The organism is Sphaerisporangium sp. NPDC088356 (assembly GCF_040685555.1).
In the GTDB taxonomy this organism is placed as follows: domain Bacteria; phylum Actinomycetota; class Actinomycetes; order Streptosporangiales; family Streptosporangiaceae; genus Sphaerisporangium.
In genome coordinates this window covers 1-21,403 of record NZ_JBFBIK010000122.1, presented here as the reverse complement: position 1 = coordinate 21,403, position 21,403 = coordinate 1, and the positions used below count along the sequence as shown (strand labels likewise).

The window sequence follows — 21,403 nt, the reverse complement described above, 5'->3', positions numbered from 1 at the left end:
TGAGAGCGGTTCATGCCGGGATCGGCGCGTCGGGGCGGCGCGTCGTCAGCCGCGGGACAGGATCTTGCGGAGGGCGATGATGACCTTGTCCTGGATGTCCACGGGCAGCGACGGGTACATCGGAAGGGAGAAGATCTCCTTGGCCGCGGCCTCTGTCACCGGGAGGTCACCCGGACCCCAGCCGAGGTGGGCGAATCCGGTCATGGTGTGCACCGGCCACGGATAGCTGATGTTGAAGTGGAAGTCGAACTCCCGAAGCGCCTTGAGGATCTCGTCCCGCTCGGGATGGCGCACGACGTAGACGTAGTAGACGTGGTCGTTGCCCGGGGCCACCTGCGGCAGGACCAGCTCGGTGTCCTCGAGTCCCTCGGCGTAACGCTGTGCGAGCGCGCGGCGGCCGGCGATGTAGTCGTCCAGCCGGCGCAGCTTGCGGCGCAGGATCTCGGCGTGCACCTCGTCGAGCCGCGAGTTGTGGCCCGGCGTGCTCACCACGTAGTAGAGCTCCTCCATGCCGTAGCGGCGCAGCCGGCGCAGCTTCTCCTCGGCCTCGTCGTCGGAGGTGATCACGGCGCCCGCGTCACCGTACGCGCCGAGGACCTTGGTCGGGTAGAAGGAGAAGGCGCCCGCGTCACCGGTCGCCCCGGCGAGCCGGCCGTTCTTCGCGTGCGCCCCGTGCGCCTGGGCGCAGTCCTCCAGGAGCTTCAGGCCATGGGTCGCCGCCAGCCGTTGCAGCGGGGCCAGATCCACGCACTGGCCGTAGAGGTGCACCGGTACCAGGCACTTGGTCCGGTCGGTGATGGCGGCGGCCACCTTGCCGGTGTCCATCAGGTAGGTGTCGGGCTCCACGTCGACGAACACGGGAGTGGCGCCCACCCCGTCGATGGCGAGCACGGTCGGCGCCGCGGTGTTGGAAACGGTGATGACCTCGTCGCCGGGACCGACGCCCAGCGCCTGCAGGGCGAGCTTGACCGCGTTGGTGCCGTTGTCGACCCCGACGCAGTGCGTCACTCCGTTGTAGCGGGCGAACTCCTCCTCGAAGCTCCGCACGCTCTCGCCGAGAATGAGCTGATCCGAGCGGAACACGGTGTCGACCGCGTCGAGAATGTCCTCACGCTCGTTTTCGTACTCCCGCCGGTGGTCCCATACGTGAATGGCCATCGGTGCCGAACTCCTTTGGGGTCGATTGTTCTGTCAGAGGTTGTTCAGGCACAAGAGCAGGGTCCTGGCCTCGATGCTGAGGTAGTAGCTGTGCCATTGCAGCGCCAGCAGCTGCTCGACCGTGATCCATGCGAAATCCGGTGGCACCCGTAGCGAGAAGTCGTCGCCGGCCTCGACCACGAGGTAGCGGGTCTCGGCGTAGTGGAAACGCCCTCCCTCCTCGGACTGCACGACGTCGTAGAGGACTCCCTCACGCGCCGACAGCATGTAGTCGAGGAATTCCGGGTGACGATCCGCTGGGGTGCCGACGTAGTCGTCCATCGTGAACCGCACCGTGGGGCCGAGCTCGACCGTGTCCCGGTAGCCCGGCAGGACTTCGGCGCGCACCAGCGCGTGCAGCCTCCCGCCGATGCGCCGGACGACCAGCCCTGCCAGGCCGAGGCCGTGCGGCGCGAGCAGCGGCTGCTTCCAGCTGTGCACCTCGCGGGTCCGGGCGTTCACCCGGACGCCGACGATGCTGAAGTTCCCGCCGCCGTCCTCAGGGAAGATCTTTTCGCTGTCGCGGCGCCACCCCACCACGGAGTTCAGCGGAACCAGCCGGGCGGACAGCTCGTACTCGCTCTTGCGGCCGGTGAACCAGCTGAGGATCTCCGTCATCGTGTGCGTGCCGCCCGGCTCCGGGGAGTCCGGGGCGCCGTCGAACACGTCCCCGTCGTCCGGTCCGCTCGCCGGGGCCGCGATGGGCAGACACCCGAGGACGGTACGGGCGTCCATGTTCATGACGTTGCGCCGCTGGAGCAGCCGGCCGATCTGCCCGAGAGTCAGCCAGCAGAAGTCGTCATGGAGGGGCACGTCGTCGGTGACCTCGACGACGACGTTCCGGTTGCGCTTCAGGTGGAACCAGGCGCCCTGCTCCGACTGGAGGACGTCGACGAGGACCCTGCCCCTGCCCGGCTCGGTGAAGTACTCGACGTAGGGGGCGCGCGTTCCGCGATGCACCTGGGTGTAGTTGCTGGACGTCGCCTGGACGGTGGGCGACAACTGCACCAGGTCGGCGTTGCCGGGCTCCATCTTGGCCTGCAGCAGGAAATGCAGGACGCCGTCGAACTCCTTGGCGATTATTCCGAGGATGGCGATGTCCCGTTGTACGAGAATGGGCTGCCACCACTCTCTGATATGACCGTGGTTCGTCCTGACGTGCAGTCCTTCCACGCTGAAGAACCGGCCACTGTGGTGTTCGAGATTCCCGGTGTCGGGAGCGAAGCGCCATCCCTCTGGTTCGGTCAGTTCGTCCAGTGTGATTATGGTGCTCTCGAACGGCCGGTTTCTCTTCTTGTCGAGCCAGTCATCGATGTCGGGGCTCACCTGTGACGCGGTCGTTCGTGCCGAGGCGGTGACGCGGGCAGCGATGTCGAGGGGCATGCTGACGTCGAGCTGGTTGAGTCGCGCAGGCAACAGAGGCTCCCAGAGGTCGTATGACTGCCTGCATCGTCATACGACCGGGCTTCGCGACGCATCTTCTGGATTGCGGTGAGGCCGCTGTGGCATGTGGGATCAAGGGCCCGCGGACCCGCGAAGATCAGGCACGATGAAAAAGGTCACGGCATTACAGGAGATGCGTCGCCGACGTGCCGGTTGGCACGCTGTTCGTATGCCAACCGGCACATCCTGAGAGTGGGTGACCCATGAAATTCTTGTCTGATCAGGGGAATACTTCCGCCGCGGTAATCGGAATGGGTTATGTGGGATCGACCGTAGCGGCGGTCCTTGCCGGCGAAGGTGTCGACGTCGTGGGAATCGACGTCGATCCGGCACTGGTCGCCCAGTTGGAACAACGCCGTTGCTGGTTCAGCGAGCCGGGGCTGCCCGAGCTGCTGTACAGCGGCCTTGACTCGGGCCGGCTGCGTGTCACCACCGACTACGACTTGGTCGCCGACGTGGACGTGGTGATCATCGCCGTGGGCACGCCGGTCCGTGACACCGAGCTCGTCGATGTGTATCTGCGGAGCGCCTGCACTGAACTTGCCAAACGTCTGCGCGAAGGCCAGCTTGTCATCCTCAAGAGCACGGTGCCTCCTGGCCTGTCCAGGAACGTCGTCGCCCCGCTGCTGGAGGGCAGCGGACTCAAGGTGGGCGAGGACTTCGGACTGGTCTTCTGCCCCGAGCGGCTGTCGGAGGGCCAGGCCCTGCAGGAGATGAGGACGTTCCCGATCGCCGTCGGCGGATGGTGCCCCGACAGCGTGGCCGCCGCGGCCGCGTTCTGGCAGCGGACGATCGGCGCCGAGATCATCACCTGCACGTCGACGGAGAGCGCCGAGGTGGTGAAACTGGCGAGCAACTGGTGGATCGACCACAACATCGCGATGGCCAACGAGCTGGCCAAGCTGTGCGCCGTGCTGGACGTCGACGTGCTGGAAGTCATCGCCGCGGCGAACACCATGCAGAAGGGCACCGGAAACGTCAACATCCTGCTGCCGAGTGTGGGCGTCGGCGGGTCGTGCCTGACCAAGGATCCGTGGATGGTCTGGCGGGCTGCCCGCGACCGCGACGTCGAGCTGAACACGATCCCCGTCGCGCGGGAGGTCAACGACTCCATGCCGGCTTACACCGTCGATCTGATCGTCGAGGAACTGGCCAGGTCCGGCAAGCGGCTGGACGAGGCGAAGATCGCGGTGCTCGGGGTGTCGTTCAAGAACAACACCGGCGACCTTCGCGCGACCCCGGTGCTGCCGGTCGTGAACAAGCTGCAGCAGGGCGGGGCCGAGGTCACCATCTACGACCCGCTCGCCGACTCCGGCGAGGTCAAGAGGATCTTCGGGCTGGCGCCTTCCGAGACGGCGCGTGAGGCGCTGTCCGGCGCCGACTGCATCGCCGTGCTCGCGGGGCACGACAGGTTCGCCGAGATCGATTTCGTGGCGCTCCGGGAGTCGGTGGCGCCCTCGTGCGTCATCCTCGACGGCCGCGCCTACTACTCTCGCGAGACCATCGACCGGTTCCGGGAGCATGGTTTCGCCTACCGGGGAATCGGAAGGTAGCGGTCATGGCGCGGGTCGTGGTAACCGGAGGATGCGGGTTCCTGGGCAGTCATCTGGTCGACGAGCTGGTCCGGCGGGGCGACGAGGTGACCGTGTTCGACGGCGGCACGCCGCCCCCCGACCAGTCACCGCCGCCCTCGGTCCGTTACGTGACCGGGGACATCCGGGACGCGGCACAGCTGGCCGAGGTCGTGAAGGACGGTGTGGACACCGTCTACCACTTCGCCGCCGTTGTCGGGGTCGATCGCTATCTCGACCGTCCGCTCGACGTCATCGACATCAACCTGCTCGGCACCCGGAACACGCTGGAACTCGCCTCCAGGGCGGGCGCGAAGGTCGTCGTCGCCAGCACCAGCGAGGTGTTCGGGAAGAACCCCGCGGTCCCGTGGCGGGAGAACGACGACCGGGTCCTGGGCAGCACCGACGTGGACCGGTGGAGCTATTCCTCCAGCAAGGCGCTGGGCGAGCACCTCGCCTTCGCCTTCGCCCGCGACCGCGGGCTCAGAACGGCCATCGTGCGCTTCTTCAACGTGTACGGCCCGCGGCAGCGGCCGGCGTTCGTGGTCAGCAGGAGCATCCACCGCGCCCTGAACGGTGAGCCGCAGGTGGTGTACGACGGCGGCGGCCAGACGCGGTGCTTCACCTACGTCCAGGACGCGATCGACGCGACGATCGCCGTCGGCACGAACGAGGCCGCCGTCGGGGAGTGCTTCAACGTCGGCAGCTCGGTCGAGACCACGGTGGCCGAGCTGAGCGCCCTGGTCGCGGAGCTGACCGGCGCCGGGGCGATCGTGCCGATCGAGACGCGGGACCGGCTCGGCGCCCGCTACCAGGACCTGCGCAGGCGGGTTCCGGAAACGAGCAAGATCAGGGCAATGCTCGGATGGCGGTGCGCGACGGACCTGCGCGAGGGGCTCACCAGGACGATCGAGTGGGCGCGGGAGAACCCGTCGTGGCTCGCCCTGTCCGACAGCGGCGCGGCGCCGGACAGCGACCTGGCGGCGACCACACCCGCCTGAACCACCTACGGCCTGCCTGTTCCCACGGCCATCGAAGCACCCGGGCGGTCTTGGGTTCGCGGCTCGTCTTCACCGGCGAGTTCGTCCAGAACCCGAGGCCGCCCAAAGCGCTTGCCCGGGCCGGCGCGGGCCGGCACCCGTCTCCCCGGCTGCCAGGGGGCGGCGCGCGGCATGGTCAGCGGCGGACCGCGACGAACAATCCCCTGCCGGCCAGCCCGTCCTCGAAGTACTCGGCGTCACAGCCCGCCGCGGCGAACGCGGCCTGATACTCCTCACGCCGGTAGACGCCCATCACCTGGACGTCGGCGGTGTGACGGATGCCGTCCGCGTCGGCCACGATGAAATGCGTCTCCAGGTGGTGCCTGCCGTCGCGAAGGACGCCGTGCGAGACGCGCGCGATGGTCCGGCCGTCGTCCCTGTGCACGATGTCACCGACCACGGTGCGGTCGGTGGCCCTCTCCGGCGAGTACCACGGTTCGACGATGAGCACCCCTCCAGGGTTGAGATGCCCGGCCATACATGCGACCGCGGCCTTCAACCGTGACAACGGCAGAAAGGCGATCGCGCTGTGGAGGCACGTCACCGCGTCGAACGTGCGGTTGAGCGCGAAGTCGCTCATGTCGCCGGCGTGGATCGGCACGTGCGGCAGTTTGCTCGCCGCCTGCTCCCGCATGGCGGGTGTGATGTCGAGCCCCTCAACGTCGGGGAACACGTCCTTCAGCGAGCGCAGGTGCTCTCCGGTGCCGCAGCCGACGTCCAGCAGCGAACGGGCGCCGGGCTTGTGCGCGCGGATGTGCCGTTCGACGGCCTTGGACTCGGCGGCGTAATCCTTGCCCCGTGCGGTGTAGACCAGGTCGAAAAGCTTGGCGTGTTCGGCGTCGAAGAGCATGGAATCGGCGGTGAAAGCGGTACGGGTCATTTATTCGCCTCTTTTCCCGAGGGCTTGTCGTTTGTCCCTGCACAAACAACTCTTCGGCACCGCGAGCCCTCGAGACAGAGAAATGGACGGCAGCAAGCTGCACACTCCTGACCGCTTTCTGCCACCTATGCGCGCAATATTTTCACTCCGTGACCGGCCCGGGGACGGGGAAACCCGGACGGCACCAGGATTCGGCCGAGATCTGATCGCTCCCCCGGCGGCCGGTGCGGTTCGACGGCCGCGGCGGGCGTGGACGACGGCGCGTCCTCGAACCAAGCACGCAATCCAGAAGACGCCCGCGACGGCGCCTGACGCCATACTGGGTACCGAACGTCGACTCGAATAAGCGGGGCCCTAACGGTACGAAAAGGCGACCGGATACCACCCACAGACGCGGCGACCGTCCGCTGTGCGCGCCCCTGTTTCGGGCGCGCGAGGGCCCCTACTGGCTGCCGCTGGGGCATGTCACCTGGCATGGCCATTTTCGCTCATCATCTAGGAGGAAGGGCTCCGATGCGGATTCTCTTCGTGACCAATCCCTTCAGATCGCACCTGTATCTACAGGTCCCGTTGGCGTGGGCGCTCCGTAACGCGGGGCATGAGGTGTGCGTCGTCGGCCCGCCGGATATGGCCGACGACATCGCACACACCGGACTTCCCAACGTGTCGGTCGGCGAATGGCTCCTACTCGAGGAGAGGATGGCGCAGGCGCCGCCCGTCGACGATTCGATGGGGGTCGCCGACCCGCGGGGTCAGCGCACCGGAAGGTCGGTACAGACCGACTTCGGCTGGGGCGATCCGCACGCCGAGCTGGAGGACCTCACCACGGGCGTGCGTGAGGTGTTCTTTCCCGACGCCACGATCCACGACCTGGTGAACTTCGCTCGCATGTGGCAGCCCGACCTGGTGATCACCGACCCGACCGCCTTCCACGGCGCGGTCGCGGCTCGGGTCGTCGGCGCGGCGCATGCCCGGATGCTGTTCACCGTGGACAGGATGGGGCAGCTGCGTGCGGCCTGCCGGCCCGGGTTCGCCTCCGTCGGCGACCCGATGCGCGACTGGTTGCAGCCGATCCTTCAGGGGTACGGCTGCGACTTCGACGAGTCGACGGTGGTCGGGCAGTGGACCATCTCCCCCATGCCGCTGTGGATGTGGCGGCCGGAGGGCGTGCACTACATCCCGATGCGCAATGTGCCGTTCAACGGTCCCGCGACGACACCGAGGTGGTTGTACGAGCCGCCCGCCCGCAGGCGCGTCTGCTTCACGCTCGGCATCTCGCATCGCGATGCCAACATCGACGGCACGTCGGCTTCGGCCCGTGATCTCTTCGACGCGGTGGCCGACCTCGACATCGAGGTGATCGCGACCCTCAATGCCAAACAGCTCGAGTCGGTACCGAACCTCCCGGACAACGTGCGTGCCGTCGACTTCGTCCCGTTGAACGCGCTGCTGCCCACGTGTTCGGCGATCGTCCACGAAGGCGGCTGCGGGACCTTCGCGGCGTCGCTCGAATACGCCGTCCCGCAGGTCATCGCGCCCAACGATTTCAAGGTCGAGAAGTGGTGGGGTTCGGTGGCCATGGCGACCGGGCTGGAGGAGCGCGGCGCCGGGGTGTACGCGGCCAATGCCGGCCGTCTGACCGCCGACGTGCTGCGAGACAGTCTCAAGCTGGTCCTGGAGGATCCGTCATTCGCGGCGAACGCCGCTCAGCTGCGCAACGAGACGATAGCGACGCCGAGCCCGCATGATCTCGTGCCGCTGCTGCAGAGGCTGACCACCGAATTCCGCACGTCGCGCCCTTGACCCGCTCTTCGATCTTGACGGGTGGGTGCCGGCGTGGCCTGACAGTCCGTCGTACCCGATGGGGTCCGCCCGGCCGCGAGCCGCGCACCGACCCCATCGCCCCGACCACTGACCCACGAATCGCAGAACGGACCGGATGATGAAGGGAATCGTTCTCGCCGGCGGCAGCGGTACACGGCTGTTCCCACTGACCTTGGTGACGTCCAAGCAGCTGCTCGCCGTCTACAACAAGCCGATGGTCTACTACCCGCTCTCCGTGCTGATGCTGGCCGGGATCCGGGACATCTTGATCATCTCCACGCCGTCAGCCGTCCCGGTCATACAGAGCCTGCTCGGCGACGGCTCGAAGCTCGGCCTGAACCTGTCCTACGCGGTGCAGGACGAGCCGCGCGGCATCGCCGAGGCGTTCCTGATCGGCGCCGGCCACATCGGCGACGACAGCTCGGCGCTGATCCTCGGCGACAACCTCTTCCACGGTGCCGGGTTCCCGGAGTTGCTGCGCCGATCCCGGGAGTCGCTCGACGGCTGCACCCTGTTCGGCTACCCGGTGCCCGACCCGGAGCGGTACGGCATCGGCGAGGTGGACTCCGGGGGCATGCTGGTCTCCATCGAGGAGAAGCCGCTGTGCCCCCGCTCCGACAACGCGATCACGGGCCTGTACTTCTACGACAACGAGGTCGTCGACATCGCGCGAGGTATCGCCCCCTCGGCCCGCGGCGAACTGGAGATCACCGACGTCAACCTCGAATACCTCAGGCAGGGCCGGGCGAGGCTGATCGGGCTGGGTCGTGGCTGCACCTGGCTCGACTGCGGCACCTACGACTCCCTGCTGTCCGCCAGCCAGTACGTGCAGGCCGTGGAGAAGCACCAGGGTGAGCGGGTGGCCTGCCTGGAGGAGATCGCCCTGCGGATGGGCTTCATCGACGCCGAGGCCTGTTACCGGCTCGGCGCCGGAATGGGGCAGTCGAACTACGGCCGATACCTTACGGAGATCGCCTATGCCCTGGGCTGAGCCGCCCCACCTCCGGCTCCCGGGCGGCCGTGGCGTCCTCACGTTCCAAGGAGATCCCCGTGCTTTTCGCGCCCATCCCCCTGCGGTCGCTGACCATCCCCAACCGCGTCTGGATGGCACCGATGTGCCAGTACTCGGCCGCCGCCGACGGCCCGCAGACCGGAGTGCCGGATGATTGGCACTTCGCCCACCTCGCGAGCCGGGCGGTGGGCGGCGCCGGGCTGATCCTGACCGAGGCCACCTCAGTCTCCCCGGAGGGACGGATCAGCCCCGCCGACCTCGGGCTGTGGAACGACCGCCAGCAGGCGGCGTTCACCCGGATCACCGGCTTCCTGTCCCGGCACGGCACCGTGCCCGGCATCCAGCTCGCGCACGCAGGCCGTAAGGCCTCCGCCGACCGGCCCTGGCGCGGCGGCGCTCCGCTCGGCACCGCGGAGGGCGGCTGGCGGCCGGTCGCGCCCAGCCCGATTCCCTTCTCCGACCGCTACCCGGCACCCGAGGAACTGCCGGCCGACCGGATCCGCGGCATCGTGGGCGACTTCGCCGCCGCGGCCGGGCGCGCGCTGCGGGCGGGGTTCCAGGTGGTGGAGATCCACGGCGCGCACGGCTACCTGATCGGTGAGTTCCTCTCCTCGCACAGCAACCACCGCACCGACGCCTACGGCGGCCCGTTCGAGAACCGCATCCGTTTCGCCCTGGAGGTCGTCGACGCCGTGCGCGCCGTCTGGCCCGAGGAGCTGCCGGTGTTCTTCCGGGTCTCGGCGACCGACTGGCTCCCCGATGACCAGGGCTGGAGCCTGGACGACACCGTGCGCCTGGCCAAGGAGCTGCTCGCCCACGGCGTCGACCTGCTGGACGTCTCCAGCGGCGGCAACGCCGCGGGAGTGAAGATCCCCACCGGCCCCGGGTACCAGGTGCCGTTCGCGGCGCGGGTGCGCGCCGAGACCGGCGGGGCGGTGGCCGCGGTCGGCCAGATCACCGACCCCCACCAGGCCGAGTCGATCCTCGCCTCCGGTCAGGCCGATGCCGTCCTGCTCGGCCGCGAACTGCTGCGCGACCCCTACTGGCCGCAGCGGGCAGCCCTCGCGCTGGGTGAGCGACCGCGCCGCCCCGACCAGTACCTTCGCGCGGTATGAGATCCCGGCGCGCGGTCAGCTCGCGGTGGCGGGGCGGTACACGCACATGTTCGCCCGGATCGACACGCCGGCGGCGGCGCATCTTCCGGCTTGCGTTTCTCGTTCCATCTCAAGGCGGCGTTTTCTTCCTCGTTGCGCACTTACAACCGATTTGGCCGCGTACCGGGCCAACCCCCTTCGACGGTGTTACGGTCGATTTCGAGCCGCCAGCCCGGTTGTCCGCTCACCTCGAAGGTCGTCATCGCCCCCAGACATCTCGGAGTGTCCATTGTCGACTTGGAGCGCCACTCGCGTGCCCGACGGACGGTTCGACACGCCTGTCACGCCGAACGGCCGAGCCCTGCTGGCCCTGGTAGAGCAGGACATCGCCCGGATCCGGGACGAAGCCGCCGCCCACGACCGTTTCGGCGAGTTTCCGACCGAGACCTTCGAGCGGTTCCTCGACAACGGCGTCATGGCAGGGACCGTCCCCACTGAGCTCGGCGGCATGGGCGTCTCGTGCCTGTCCGACGTCGCGACGGTGCTGGCCGCCGTCGCCGCGGCCGACGCCTCCACCGCGCTGGCCCTGCACGTGCAGCTCAGCCGCGGCCTGACCTTCACCTACGAGTGGCAACACGGCTCGCCGCCGGTGCGGGCGCTGGCGGAGCGGCTGATGCGCGGCATGGCGTCGGCCCGGCTCGTGATCTGCGGCGGCGCGAAGGACCACCACACGGCGGTCACCCGGCTGACGCCCGACGGGCACGGCGGCTGGCTTCTGTCCGGCCGCAAGACGCTGGTGACCCTCGCGCCGATCGCCACCCACTTCCTGGTGCACACCCAGAAGGTCGTCGACGGCGAGCCGGTCACACTCGCCGCCGCGATCCTCGACCGCGCGACCCCCGGGCTGACCGTCCTGCCCGAGTGGGACGGCCTCGGCATGCGAGCGTCGGGCACATGCGACATCGTGTTCGACGACTGCCCGGTCGCCGCGGAGAACGTGCTGCAACGGGGAGTCATCGGTGCGCAGAGCGACCGGGCACTGGCCGGGCAGACCGTCAGCTCCATCACCATGCTCGGCATCTACGCCGGCGTCGCACGTGCCGCCCGTGACATCGCCGTCGGCGCGGCCGCGCGCCGGTCGACCGCGCCACCGGCCGTGCGGGCCCTGGTGTCCGACATCGAGGCCAACCTCTACACGCTTCGGGCCACGGCCGCGGCGGCGCTCGCCAACGCCGATGAGCTCAACGACGACCTCACCGGCGACCTGGACGAGCGCGGCAGGCGAATGATGGTGCCCTTCCAGTACGCGAAGCTGGCGGTGAACCGGCTGTCGCGGTCGGTGGTCGACGACTGCCTGACCGTCGTCGGCGGTGCGGCCTACGGGGCGGCGCACCCGCTGTCGCGACTTTCCCGCGACGTGCGCGCCGGATGGTTCATGCAGCCGTACACCTACGTCGACGCGGTCGACTTCCTCAGCGGTCAGGCACTCGGCATAGATCGCGACAACAACTACATGAGCTACCGCGCGAGCGCGGCCGCCGCGCACTGAGCGGCCGGCACGTCAGCGGGCGACAGCGTCAGCGACCTGACCGGCGCACCGGCGGACCTCGCGTGGACCGGCTGGTGATCGTCCGGAACCGGTCTGCCGCACACCATTTTTGTCCCATCTGACCTGCGGCGATGTCGTGGGGCTTATAGATTTCCGCCCTCATCCCAAGGAGGGCGGATGGATATTCTGATCACCATGGCGCAGCTTCCGGCGCTGCGCCGCGAGCTCTCTGCCATCCCCGGGGAGGCCGGGCGATTCTCCGAGCCGCGGCTGTCCGCCGAGGACGAAACGCCGCGGTGCAGTCGGCCAGCGCCTGCTGCAGCACCACCGCCGACACCTCCCCCAGCCACGCCCGGTGGGGGCGTTTCTTCGCCGCCGTGATCACCCGGACCGAAGGCTCGGCATCGGTCACGAACGGCAACCCCTGCGTGTAAGCCTGGTCGCGGACCGCCAACGCGTCGTTGGACACCACCCGCGCGCACCCCAACGCCCGAGCCAGGCCAGGACACGCTCACGCCCTGGCAGGCACTCCCGCGTCGGCCTTCATCCCCGGCGTGAACGCCGGAGCACGGGCCGACAATCCGGTAGCAAGTCGTGCCGAGACATCCCGCGCTACGCGCGTCGCTCGGACTCCGCCTGGGCGAGCATGCGTTTGAGCAGGGCGATGAGCGTGTCCTGCTCGGCGGGGTCCAGGGGTTCGACCATCGCGTCCTCGGCCGTGCCGCGGAGCTTCATGGCGGCGAACCAGCGGGCATGCCCCAGCTCGGTGAGCTCCACGTCGACGCGCCGCCGGTCCTCGGTGCCGCGGAGCCTGCGGACCAGGCCGGCGTTCTCCAAGGTCTCGACCCGGCCGGTCATCCCGGCCGGCGAGACCATCAGCTCGGCGGCCAGCTCGGACGGCGTGGCGCGCCAGGGCGTCCCGCGTGAGGCCAGGCGATGCAGGGTCTCGAACTCGAACCTCTGCAGCCCCACCTCGGCCAGGGCCTGGTCCTTGGCGTGGTTCACGTGCCTGGCCAGGAGCTGGATGCGGGTGACGATCGCCTCGACCCGCTCGTCGAAGGGCGCCTTGTCACGCCAGCGGGCGAGATGCCGATCGACGGAGTCCTCCACCTCCTCAGTATGCTACGCCGACAAGTATTTCGTTGACAAAAGATTCGTCAGCGAAATACTTTCGAGCCGTGAACTCCTCCATCCGCCGACTGCTGGCCGGCCGTACCATCGCGGCGCTGGCCACCGCGCTGATCCCCATGACGCTGACACTCGCGGTCGTCCAAGCCACCGGGTCGGCGGCCGATCTCGGTGTGGTCCTGTCCTTTGAGCTGCTGCCACTGCTGGCTCTGCTGCCCGTCGCAGGCGTGATCGCCGACCGCTTCCCGCCGCAACGGGTCATCCTGGCCGCCGACCTGGTACGCGGTGCCGCCCAGCTCGGGATCGCGGCCGAACTGCTCGCCGGCGAGGTACGCATCCCGGTTCTCGCGGCGCTGTCGGCCATCACAGGCGCCGGGGTGGCCTTCGGTACGCCCGCGGTGCGGACGCTGGTCGCGGCGGTGGTGGCGGGGCCGGACCGGCTGCGGATCAATGCGCGGCTGGGCGTGGCGACCGGGCTCGCCCAGATGGTCGCCCCCGCCTTGGCCGGATCACTGATACTGGCGGTGGGGGCGGGCTGGTCCTCACTCCTGACCGGTGGGCTGTTCGCCGCCTCCGCGCTGACACTCGCCCGCCTGCGCCCGGCCCGTACCGCCTCGCGAAACCGGCGCGGAGCATTCGCCGGGGAACTGCGCGGGGGATGGGCGGAGACCCGCCGCCACCCCTGGTTCCTGGTCAACGTGCTGGGTCACGGCGTATGGCATCTGGCGGCCGGTTTCCTGCTGACGCTCGGCCCGATCATCGCGCTGCGCCACCTGGGTGGTGCGACCTCCTGGGTGATCATCGCTCAGCTCGGCACCGTGGGCATGGTGGCCGGCATCTACGCCGCACCCCGGCTGCCCATCCGCCGTCCGCTGGTGGCCGTCGCGGTGGGAGCCGCCGTTTACGCGCTGCCGATGGCCGCCTTCGCGGCGCCCATGCCGGTGACGGTCGTCGCGATCGCCTACTTCGCGGCGATGTTCGGCCTTGGCGTGCTGAGCCCGCTGTGGGAGACGACCATGCAGCAGCGCATCCCCGAGGAGGCATTGGGGCGGGTGGGGTCGTTCGACACGCTCATCTCCTTCGCCGCCCGGCCGCTCGGGCTGGCGGTCGCCGCCCCCGTCGCCGCGCTGACCGGCACCATGGCCCCCCTGCTCATCGGTGCGGCACTGGTCGCCGCGGCCAACCTGGCCGTGCTCCTGCTGCCGGACGTCTGGCAGGTACCGGCGGAGGAGGCCGTACAGCGGGAAACGCCGGCTCAGGCGTCGTCGACCTCAGCCGGACGGCAGAGGATCGACCGGGGTGGTCACGTCAACGGACCTGATGCTTGGGCCGAGGAACGTCGGAACCGGATCTCGCGCTAAGCCCTGTCCGGGCGCACCTCGGTCGCCTCGCTGGCCCGCTACGCCCGGGTTTCGGGCGAAGCACTCGCGTGTTGGCAGGCCGGACGTGATCCCGCTGCACGTGAGCGCTGAGGGGCCGACGCGCGGCTCGCTCGCCATGACCAGTGGTCGGCATGGCCGTTTGGGACCTATGACACATTGCTCTGTTCATGGCTCGGCCGACGGTGAGATGTGGACCTTGCCCTTGGGTGAAGGCGCAGCATCGTGGTGCCGGTCGTCCCGACCGGCGCGAGGAGGATCAGTTGTGGGGCTGTTGACGATCGGGGCGTTCGCTCGGGCTGCGCGACTGTCGCCGAAGGCGTTACGGCTGTACGACGAGCTCGGGTTGCTCCGGCCGGCCGCGGTGGACGGAGAGTCGGGGTATCGCTTCTACGATCCAGCGCAGCTTGAGCGGGCCCGGTTGATCGCGTGGTTGCGACGGTTGGGCATGCCGCTGGCCCGCATCCGCCAAGTATGCGACCTGGAGCCGAAGGCGGCGGCCGAGCAGGTCGCCGACTACTGGGCCCAGGTGGTGGCCGACACCGCCGCACGCGAACAGCTGGCCACCTTCCTCGTCGATTACCTGTCAGGAAGGAGTAGCGCCGTGGAAGACACGGAAACCATGATCGGAATCCGTTACGCGGCCCGGTCGGAGTCGGGGCTGGTTCGCACGAGCAACGAGGACATCGCCTACGCCGGCACTCGGCTGCTGGCGGTGGCCGACGGAGTGCGCGGGCCGGCGGGGAATCTCGCGAGCACGGCGGCCATCGACGCGCTCAAACCGTTGGAGACGAAGACCCTACCTGCCGGCGATCTTCTTGGTGCGCTTGCCGATGCGGTCACTCAGGCCAACCGGGTGATCGGGGGCATCGCCGAGTCGACACCATCCGGTGAGGCGGCCACGACGCTGACCGCGATGCTGTGGTCGGGCTCCCAGCTGGCGCTGGTACACATCGGTGACACGCGGGCATATCTGCTGCGCGACGGCGAGATCTTCCAGATCACCCATGATCACACCTACGTGCAGTCGCTGCTCGACGAAGGCCGCCTCAGCCCGGAGGAGGCCGTCTCGCATCCGCAGCGCTCGCTGCTGGTCCGTGCGCTCACTGGCACAGGCGCGTTCCAGCCGGACCTGTCACTGCACACGGCCGCAGCCGGCGACCGCTACCTGTTGTGCTCCGACGGGCTGTCCGCTGTGGTTTCGGCAGCGTCCCTACGCGGCGTATTGAGCCGCACCGGGGGCCCTGAGCAGATCCTCGATGAGCTGATCAGGCTTGCGTACGCCGCGGGCGCACCGGACAACGTCGCCTGCGTGGTGGCTGATGTGGTGACACTGTGACGGGGTCTTACCCGGCCGGCCGAGCCCACCGCTGTAACGGCGGTGGAAGGTGAGCGCATCGGTTGTGCGTTCTTTCGGCGCGTACACGCTCGACCGGCGCCCCCTTGCGATCCCCGCCTACCGGCGGTTGTGGGTCGCCTCGGCTGCCTGCGCCATCGGCGGCTCGTTCAGCGTGGTCACGGTGCCGACGCAGCTGTTCACGGTGACTGGCTCGTCCGCGACCGTCGGTGCCGCAGCCGCGGTGTCATTCGGCGCCTTGGTCGTCGCGTCGCTGTGGGCCGGAGCCCTCGCCGACATCGTGGACCGGCGGGGGCTGCTGCTGACCGCTCACTGTGGCCTTGCTCTGACCTATGTGGCGCTGTGGGCCCAGGCGGCGCTGGGGGGCCGCTCTGTCGCCGTCCTGCTGGTTTTGGTGGCGTGCCAGGGGCTGACCTTCGGATCGATCATGGTAACGATGGGTGCTGCGGTGCCCCGCCTCGTCCCCGCCGAGCTGCTGCCGGCGGCGAACAGTCTCAGTTCCCTTGTCCGGTACACCGGGGCGATCATGGGTCCGTTACTGGCAGGTGTACTGATTCCGGTGGTCGGGCTCGGCACGCTCTACCTGTTCGACGCCATCGCGTTACTGGCCGTCGTGTGGGCGGTCGTCAAGTTGCCGCCAATCGTGCCCAGCCCTCACCCGGCGCCACGTGACGGATCGCCGGGCAGGCTCTCGGAGACATCATCGGATGCTGCGGCGGCACAGCGTGACCGGTTTCGGGCCATGCCGGGAAAGGTACTCGCCGGGTTTCGCTACCTGCTCACCAGCCGGGTGCTCGTAGCCATGCTGGCGGTGGACCTCGCCGCGATGGTCTTCGGGATGCCGATAGCGCTTCTTCCGGAACTGGCGCAACGCACCTACGGCGGGCCCGCGGGAGGAGGCTTGGAGCTGGGTCTGCTTTACGCCGCCTACCCGGCCGGCGTCTTCGCGGCCGGGCTGATGTCGGGCACGTTCACGCGCGCACACCGTCACGGTGCCCTGATGGCATCGGCTGCCGTCGCCTGGGGAGGAACCGTCGTGGTCCTCGGGTTGGCTCCGCGACTGTGGATCGCGCTGGCGGCGCTCATGCTCGGCGGCGCGGTGAACTGCGTGCTCAGTACCTTCCGCAACGCCATCTCACAGGCGTATACCGACGACGCCATGCGCGGCCGGATTCAGGGATCACTCACCATCGTCCTCTTCGGGGGCCCACAGGTCGCCAACCTGCTGCACGGGACCGCGGCAGCGGTATACGGCCCCCAAGCGACGATCTGCGTCGGCGGGCTGCTCACCGCTATGACCGTCGCGCTGATCGTGCGGGTAGCACCTCAGCTATGGCACTACGTCGCCCTGACGATAGATCGCTGATGTAGACCGGCCCCGACGCTGTCAGTCGGTGAGCACCGGGCCGGGTACGGCCGAAGGCCAGGCCGCAGGTGGTGACCGTCTCAGTCACCGATGCCCTCGCCCGGGTAGCTGTCACACGATCCGGTTCCGTTGTTCCTCAGACCCATGCTCTACCCAAACTACGGGGCGAACCGCGACGGAGAACGACCCGTGATCGCGGTCGTGGCATCGTATGAAGCATCCGATCGTATCCACCCGAACCTGAAAGAGATCCGATGATCTTCATTACCGCTAAGTTCCGAGTGCTGCCGGAGTACGCCGACCAGTGGCCCGAGATCGCCGACGAGTTCACCAGGGCGACTCGCGGCGAGCCGGGCTGCCTGTGGTTCGACTGGTCTCGCAGCGTCGAGGACCCGGCCGAGTACGTGCTGGTCGAGGCATTCCGCGACGCCGACGCCGGGGCGGCCCACGTCCAGTCCGAGCATTTCCGGAACGCGCAGCGCACCCTCCCGCCTCACCTGGCCGAGACGCCTCGGATCGTCAACACCACGCTCCCGCAGGACGACTGGTCCCTCCTCGGCGAGATGGCCGTGCCCGAACGGAGTTGAAGCCCGGGTCGGTGCCGTGTCGCATCGACGTTTGCCCGCCTCACGCTGGTCGCCGCCTCATGTAGTGAATGATTTGCGGAGTTCCCGGTCCAGAAAGGTCGCTGTATGCGTGCTACCACGGATGACGACTCAAGCCGGGCGGTTCGTGCTTGCCGAGCATGGGCCGTCGAGCAAGCCGATCATCCGGGCTGGGATGCGGTTGGTGGAACCGGTGTTCGCGCGGTTCGAAGCCGGCAGTGTGGCGCGGCGGCCATGGGCCGTCGCGCCACAGGTGCGGTGTTCCGGGTGTTCGAAGGTCAGCTCGCGCTGCAGGAGACCGTCGGCCAGGTCCAGTTGCCGTTGGTCTGGATGGTCACGCCGAAGTTGTTGCCGCTGCCGTTGGGCTTGGCGGTCAGCACCTGGGCGCTGGGGTAGCTGGCGCTGATGTTCCAGGTAGCGATGATCTTCGCCGGGGACGGCACGTTCATCGTCACGGTCCAGTTGTTGGAGCCGGAGACCGAGACGTTGAGGTTGTACCGGTCACTCCACTGCTGACCCGCGGACAGCGACGCGGTGCAGCTGCCGCCGCCACCGCCACCGCCACCGCCACCGCCACCGGAGGTGCTGTCCAGCGTTATGTTGGAGTTCCCGCTGCTCTGATATCCCTCGGTTGCGAGGATCATGTAGTCATGGCTGCCCAGATTCATTCCATTACGGGCCCATGCGTCGAAGTGGTTACCAGTGGTTATGGTTCCGCCGGTTTTCTTCGACTGCCGGACGCTCCAGTACTGATTGAAGGTTCTATTGCCTTCGATGGAGGGGGCGTTGGTTCGCGTCGTCTGGTAGATGTCGTACGTGCCGCCATCGCTGGTGACCGTGCCCTTGTACGTTCCCGTGGGCCGATAAGTGCCCCAGTTATCGACGATGTAATATTCCACCAGTGGGTTTCTCGTCCACCCGTAGAGAGCCAGATACGCGTTGCCGGACGGGTTGAAGCTGCCCGAGTAGTTCACGGTCCTGCGTCCGCCGGTGCTCCAGCCCTTACCGGCGACGAAATTCCCGACGTTGCTCCATGAGGTGCTGTAATTGCCGCCGGATCCGAGGTTCATGGAGGACGACCCGCCGCCATCGGTCCAGAACGAATAGAAGTAGCCGTTGTTGGTGCCGGTTTGGCTGGAGGTTATGGCCGCGTTGGCGGTGCCGGGCAGCATCGTTATGGCCGCGGCCAGCGCTACGGCGCAGACACGGCCGATGAGCAGCCTGGTAGGGCCGCGTCTGCGGCTCTGCGAGCGGGTGAGGGCGTCGTTCATGTGCGTGCTTCCTCCTTGTGAAGGCCGGCCGGGGGTCAGGCGGCGCGTTACGAGTCGGCGGGGGTTGGCCGGTGTGGCGTGGCGAGCCCCAGGAGGTGACCACGCCACGTTCTTGGCCGGGCGGTGTGTCATCCGCCGCCGGGGCGGTGTGCCGGGTGAGCCGGGTAGGGGTCAGCCTGCGCTGCAGGAGACCGTCGGCCAGGTCCAGTTGCCGTTGGTCTGGATGGTCACGCCGAAGTTGTTGCCGCTGCCGTTGGGCTTGGCGGTCAGCACCTGGGCGCTGGGGTAGCTGGCGCTGATGTTCCAGGTAGCGATGATCTTCGCCGGGGACGGCACGTTCATCGTCACGGTCCAGTTGTTGGAGCCGGAGACCGAGACGTTGAGGTTGTACCGGTCACTCCACTGCTGACCCGCGGACAGCGACGCGGTGCAGCTGCCGCCGCCACCGGGCGGGGGGCTGGAGGGAGGCGGCGTACCTCCGCCGCCGGTGGGCGCGACGGCCCTGCCGGTGGAGGGGGAGATCATGCCGGCGCACAGGTTGCGGCTGCGCAGGTTGGCTGCGATCTGCGGGATCGCCTGGACTGTCGTCGCGTACTGGTCGTGCATGAGGATGACCTGACCGTTTTGCAACCGGCCCGCGGCCTGCACGATCTGGGCCGTGCTGGCGCCGTTCCAGTCCTGGGAGTCGACGTCCCAGATGATCTCGGTGAGGCCGAGTTGCTGCTCGACCGACTTGAGCGTGGAGTTGGTCTCCCCGTACGGCGGGCGGAACAGCTTCGGCGCGGTCCCGGTGGCCTGCTGGATGGCCTGCTGGGTCCGCTGGAGCTCGGACTGGATCTGCGAGCTGCTCATCTGGGTCAGGTGCGGGTGGGTCCAGCTGTGGTTGCCGATCCACATGCCGGCGTCCTGCTGGGCCCTGACCAGTGCCTGGTTGTTCTGCGCGTTCTGCCCGATGTTGAAGAACGTCGCCCGCAGGCCGTTCGACTTGAGGGTGTTCAGCAGGTTGGTGGTGTTGCTCGGGTTCGGGCCGTCGTCGTAAGTCAGGCCGACGTAGCCGGCGCTGCAGTCGGCGGCGCTGGCAGAGGACGACAGGCCCACGAAGAAGCTCGCGCCCAGGATGCCGGTCACGCCGGCGATGAGAGCCTTGCGGACGCAGGGCAGGCGCCCGCGGGTCCTGCCGTGCGGATTGGCGCTGTCGATCATGTCTGTTCCTCCACTGGAACGCTGATCGTCGAGGGGGCATGTGTGCGGAGGCCGGCCTGTGCGCAATTCTGCGCACGCCACCGAAACATGTCAATCAGATGAAGAAATGTTTCAGGTTAATGAACCGTTTAAGTGTGGCTTGACCTCGTGAAAGTGAGATGAAAAAGCCGAAATATTTCGAAGTTGACGAGGGCCAAGCGGCCCAGGCTCAGGCGGGAGGTGGGTCATTGTTCAGCACCCCGTCCAGCGTCGGCACCCTGGAGGGCGCGCGTTCCACCGCCACCGAGGCCGCGAGCGCGTCGGCCTCCGGCGGCCCCGCACGGCTGGACCGCAGGGACGTGGCGCCTGTCCGGGGCGTACGGCAGCCTGGTCGCCGGCAAGCGGAGCCCGGGGTTGTTCACGTTCACATGCTGTCTGCTGGTGGAGTCCCCTCTCCATCGGGTGGTTGGAGACGGTGTGGGGCGGAGCAAATACGAGGGAGAGAGCCACCGTCAAGGGCCGCCGCGTGTCTGTGTCGACTGCGCGGGCGCGGAGGGTGGCTTGTCTGGCGTTATCAGGGTGGACGCACCTTGATAACGAGGGCCCTGTGATGAAAATTTCACCTAGACTGCTTGCCCAGCACACGGAGCAACGAAAGTTTCAGTCCGCCGATTCGGCTTCCGTAGCTGGTGACATGCGTAAACCTCGGACAGGTCTACCGAAAGTTTTCGCCTTGGTCTTGACAAGTTTCGGAACGGTTTCCAAACTGAGTCTCCGAGGCGCTCTCCCCTGCGAGGTGGAGGTTCACAGGCGGGGAGCCGCCGTTCGCGACGCTCTGGTGGTGTGCGTCCCCTGACGAAAGGGGCGCGGCGTCGCTTCGCGGGGCGCCCCGCATTCCCCCTTCCTCCCGTTTTCCTGATTCAGTTAAGGAGGCTCAGATATGGGCGCAAATGCCATATCACCGCCTGGAACCCGACTACGCCGGGCCTTGGTCGCCGGCGCGGTCGGCGTGCTCGGCGTGGTCACGGCGCTGTCGGTGACGGTTCCCGCCGGTGCCGCGGCGAGCACGCTCGGCGCGGCGGCCGCGCAGAGCGGCCGGTACTTCGGCACCGCGATCAGTGCCAGCAAGCTCGGTGACTCGGCCTACACCACGATCGCGAACCGCGAGTTCAACATGGTGACGCCCGAGAACGAGATGAAGATCGACGCCACCGAGCCCCAGCAGGGCCAGTTCAACTTCACCAACGGTGACCGGGTCTACAACTGGGCCGTCCAGAACGGCAAGCAGGTCCGCGGGCACACCCTGGCCTGGCACTCCCAGCAGCCGGGCTGGATGCAGTCCCTGTCCGGCAGTGCGCTGCGCCAGGCGATGATCAACCACATCAACGGCGTGATGGCCCACTACAAGGGCAAGCTCGCCTACTGGGACGTGGTCAACGAGGCCTTCGACGACAGCTCCGGCGGCAGGCGCAACTCCAACCTGCAGCAGACCGGCAACGACTGGA

18 protein-coding genes are annotated in these 21,403 nt (G+C 68.1%); 11 read left to right on the top strand and 7 right to left on the bottom strand.

Translation table 11 applies throughout. The features are described from left to right. Positions 1-45: 45 nt before the first annotated feature. Both AB0O34_RS30680 and AB0O34_RS30675 read right to left on the bottom strand, forming a co-directional pair. Complete coding sequence (locus tag AB0O34_RS30680) at positions 46-1,158, bottom strand: DegT/DnrJ/EryC1/StrS family aminotransferase (protein ID WP_363921354.1); 1,113 nt, start codon at positions 1,156-1,158, stop codon at positions 46-48. A gap of 33 nt (positions 1,159-1,191) precedes the next feature. After that, on the bottom strand, positions 1,192-2,613 hold the full coding sequence (locus AB0O34_RS30675) for an NDP-hexose 2,3-dehydratase family protein (protein WP_363921351.1): 1,422 nt from the start codon (positions 2,611-2,613) through the stop codon (positions 1,192-1,194). 230 nt (positions 2,614-2,843) lie between these two features. Between AB0O34_RS30675 and AB0O34_RS30670 the strand changes: the two genes are divergently transcribed. Further along, entirely contained in the window at positions 2,844-4,193 is a 1,350-nt protein-coding gene (locus AB0O34_RS30670) for a nucleotide sugar dehydrogenase (protein ID WP_363921349.1), read from the top strand. Positions 4,194-4,198: 5 nt separating this feature from the next. Next, positions 4,199-5,212 carry an NAD-dependent epimerase/dehydratase family protein gene (locus AB0O34_RS30665; RefSeq protein WP_363921347.1) on the top strand — a complete coding sequence of 338 codons (1,014 nt, stop codon included), beginning with the start codon at positions 4,199-4,201 and terminating at the stop codon, positions 5,210-5,212. 175 nt (positions 5,213-5,387) lie between these two features. On the opposite strand, the gene AB0O34_RS30660 is transcribed toward AB0O34_RS30665, so the two are convergent. Then, the gene (locus AB0O34_RS30660) at positions 5,388-6,131 is read right to left on the bottom strand and encodes a class I SAM-dependent methyltransferase (RefSeq protein WP_363921345.1); all 744 of its coding nucleotides are present in this window, start codon (positions 6,129-6,131) and stop codon (positions 5,388-5,390) included. 513 nt (positions 6,132-6,644) lie between these two features. On the opposite strand from AB0O34_RS30660, the gene AB0O34_RS30655 reads away from it, so the two are divergent. The 4 genes from AB0O34_RS30655 (at position 6,645) to AB0O34_RS30640 (ending at position 11,610) form a co-directional block, all read left to right on the top strand. After that, complete coding sequence (locus AB0O34_RS30655; protein ID WP_363921342.1) at positions 6,645-7,934, top strand: nucleotide disphospho-sugar-binding domain-containing protein; 1,290 nt, start codon at positions 6,645-6,647, stop codon at positions 7,932-7,934. Between the two features lie 139 nt (positions 7,935-8,073). Beyond that, complete coding sequence (gene rfbA, locus AB0O34_RS30650; RefSeq protein ID WP_363921340.1) at positions 8,074-8,946, top strand: glucose-1-phosphate thymidylyltransferase RfbA; 873 nt, start codon at positions 8,074-8,076, stop codon at positions 8,944-8,946. A 53-nt stretch (positions 8,947-8,999) separates the two neighbouring features. Continuing rightward, positions 9,000-10,082 carry an NADH:flavin oxidoreductase/NADH oxidase gene (locus AB0O34_RS30645; RefSeq protein WP_363921356.1) on the top strand — a complete coding sequence of 361 codons (1,083 nt, stop codon included), beginning with the start codon at positions 9,000-9,002 and terminating at the stop codon, positions 10,080-10,082. A 292-nt stretch (positions 10,083-10,374) separates the two neighbouring features. After that, positions 10,375-11,610 (top strand): acyl-CoA dehydrogenase family protein, encoded by a 1,236-nt coding sequence (locus AB0O34_RS30640; RefSeq protein ID WP_363921338.1) that lies wholly within the window; start codon positions 10,375-10,377, stop codon positions 11,608-11,610. 190 nt (positions 11,611-11,800) lie between these two features. Here AB0O34_RS30640 and AB0O34_RS30635 read toward each other — a convergent pair whose 3' ends face one another. Then, positions 11,801-12,097, bottom strand: a complete 297-nt coding sequence (locus AB0O34_RS30635; RefSeq protein ID WP_363921336.1) for a hypothetical protein — start codon at positions 12,095-12,097, stop codon at positions 11,801-11,803. A 125-nt stretch (positions 12,098-12,222) separates the two neighbouring features. Next, positions 12,223-12,720, bottom strand: coding sequence for a MarR family transcriptional regulator (locus AB0O34_RS30630; protein WP_363921334.1), 498 nt, complete (start codon positions 12,718-12,720; stop codon positions 12,223-12,225). A gap of 68 nt (positions 12,721-12,788) precedes the next feature. Between AB0O34_RS30630 and AB0O34_RS30625 the strand changes: the two genes are divergently transcribed. The 4 genes from AB0O34_RS30625 to AB0O34_RS30610 all read left to right on the top strand — a co-directional run bounded on the left by AB0O34_RS30625 (position 12,789) and on the right by AB0O34_RS30610 (position 17,427). Next, positions 12,789-14,099: an MFS transporter gene (locus AB0O34_RS30625; RefSeq protein WP_363921332.1), complete on the top strand. Its 1,311-nt coding sequence runs from the start codon at positions 12,789-12,791 to the stop codon at positions 14,097-14,099. Between the two features lie 283 nt (positions 14,100-14,382). Further along, a complete protein-coding gene (locus AB0O34_RS30620; protein WP_363921330.1) occupies positions 14,383-15,456 on the top strand; it encodes a MerR family transcriptional regulator in 1,074 nt (357 codons plus the stop codon). Positions 15,457-15,505: 49 nt separating this feature from the next. Further along, positions 15,506-16,840, top strand: a complete 1,335-nt coding sequence (locus AB0O34_RS30615) for an MFS transporter (protein ID WP_363921328.1) — start codon at positions 15,506-15,508, stop codon at positions 16,838-16,840. 254 nt (positions 16,841-17,094) lie between these two features. Beyond that, positions 17,095-17,427, top strand: coding sequence for a putative quinol monooxygenase (locus tag AB0O34_RS30610; protein WP_363921326.1), 333 nt, complete (start codon positions 17,095-17,097; stop codon positions 17,425-17,427). 296 nt (positions 17,428-17,723) lie between these two features. Here AB0O34_RS30610 and AB0O34_RS30605 read toward each other — a convergent pair whose 3' ends face one another. Both AB0O34_RS30605 and AB0O34_RS30600 read right to left on the bottom strand, forming a co-directional pair. Further along, positions 17,724-18,716, bottom strand: a complete 993-nt coding sequence (locus tag AB0O34_RS30605) for a glycoside hydrolase family 11 protein (RefSeq protein WP_363921324.1) — start codon at positions 18,714-18,716, stop codon at positions 17,724-17,726. A 171-nt stretch (positions 18,717-18,887) separates the two neighbouring features. Further along, positions 18,888-19,919: a polysaccharide deacetylase family protein gene (locus AB0O34_RS30600; protein WP_363921322.1), complete on the bottom strand. Its 1,032-nt coding sequence runs from the start codon at positions 19,917-19,919 to the stop codon at positions 18,888-18,890. Between the two features lie 919 nt (positions 19,920-20,838). On the opposite strand from AB0O34_RS30600, the gene AB0O34_RS30595 reads away from it, so the two are divergent. After that, the coding region (locus tag AB0O34_RS30595) for an endo-1,4-beta-xylanase (RefSeq protein ID WP_363921320.1) at positions 20,839-21,403 on the top strand (565 nt) is incomplete at its 3' end.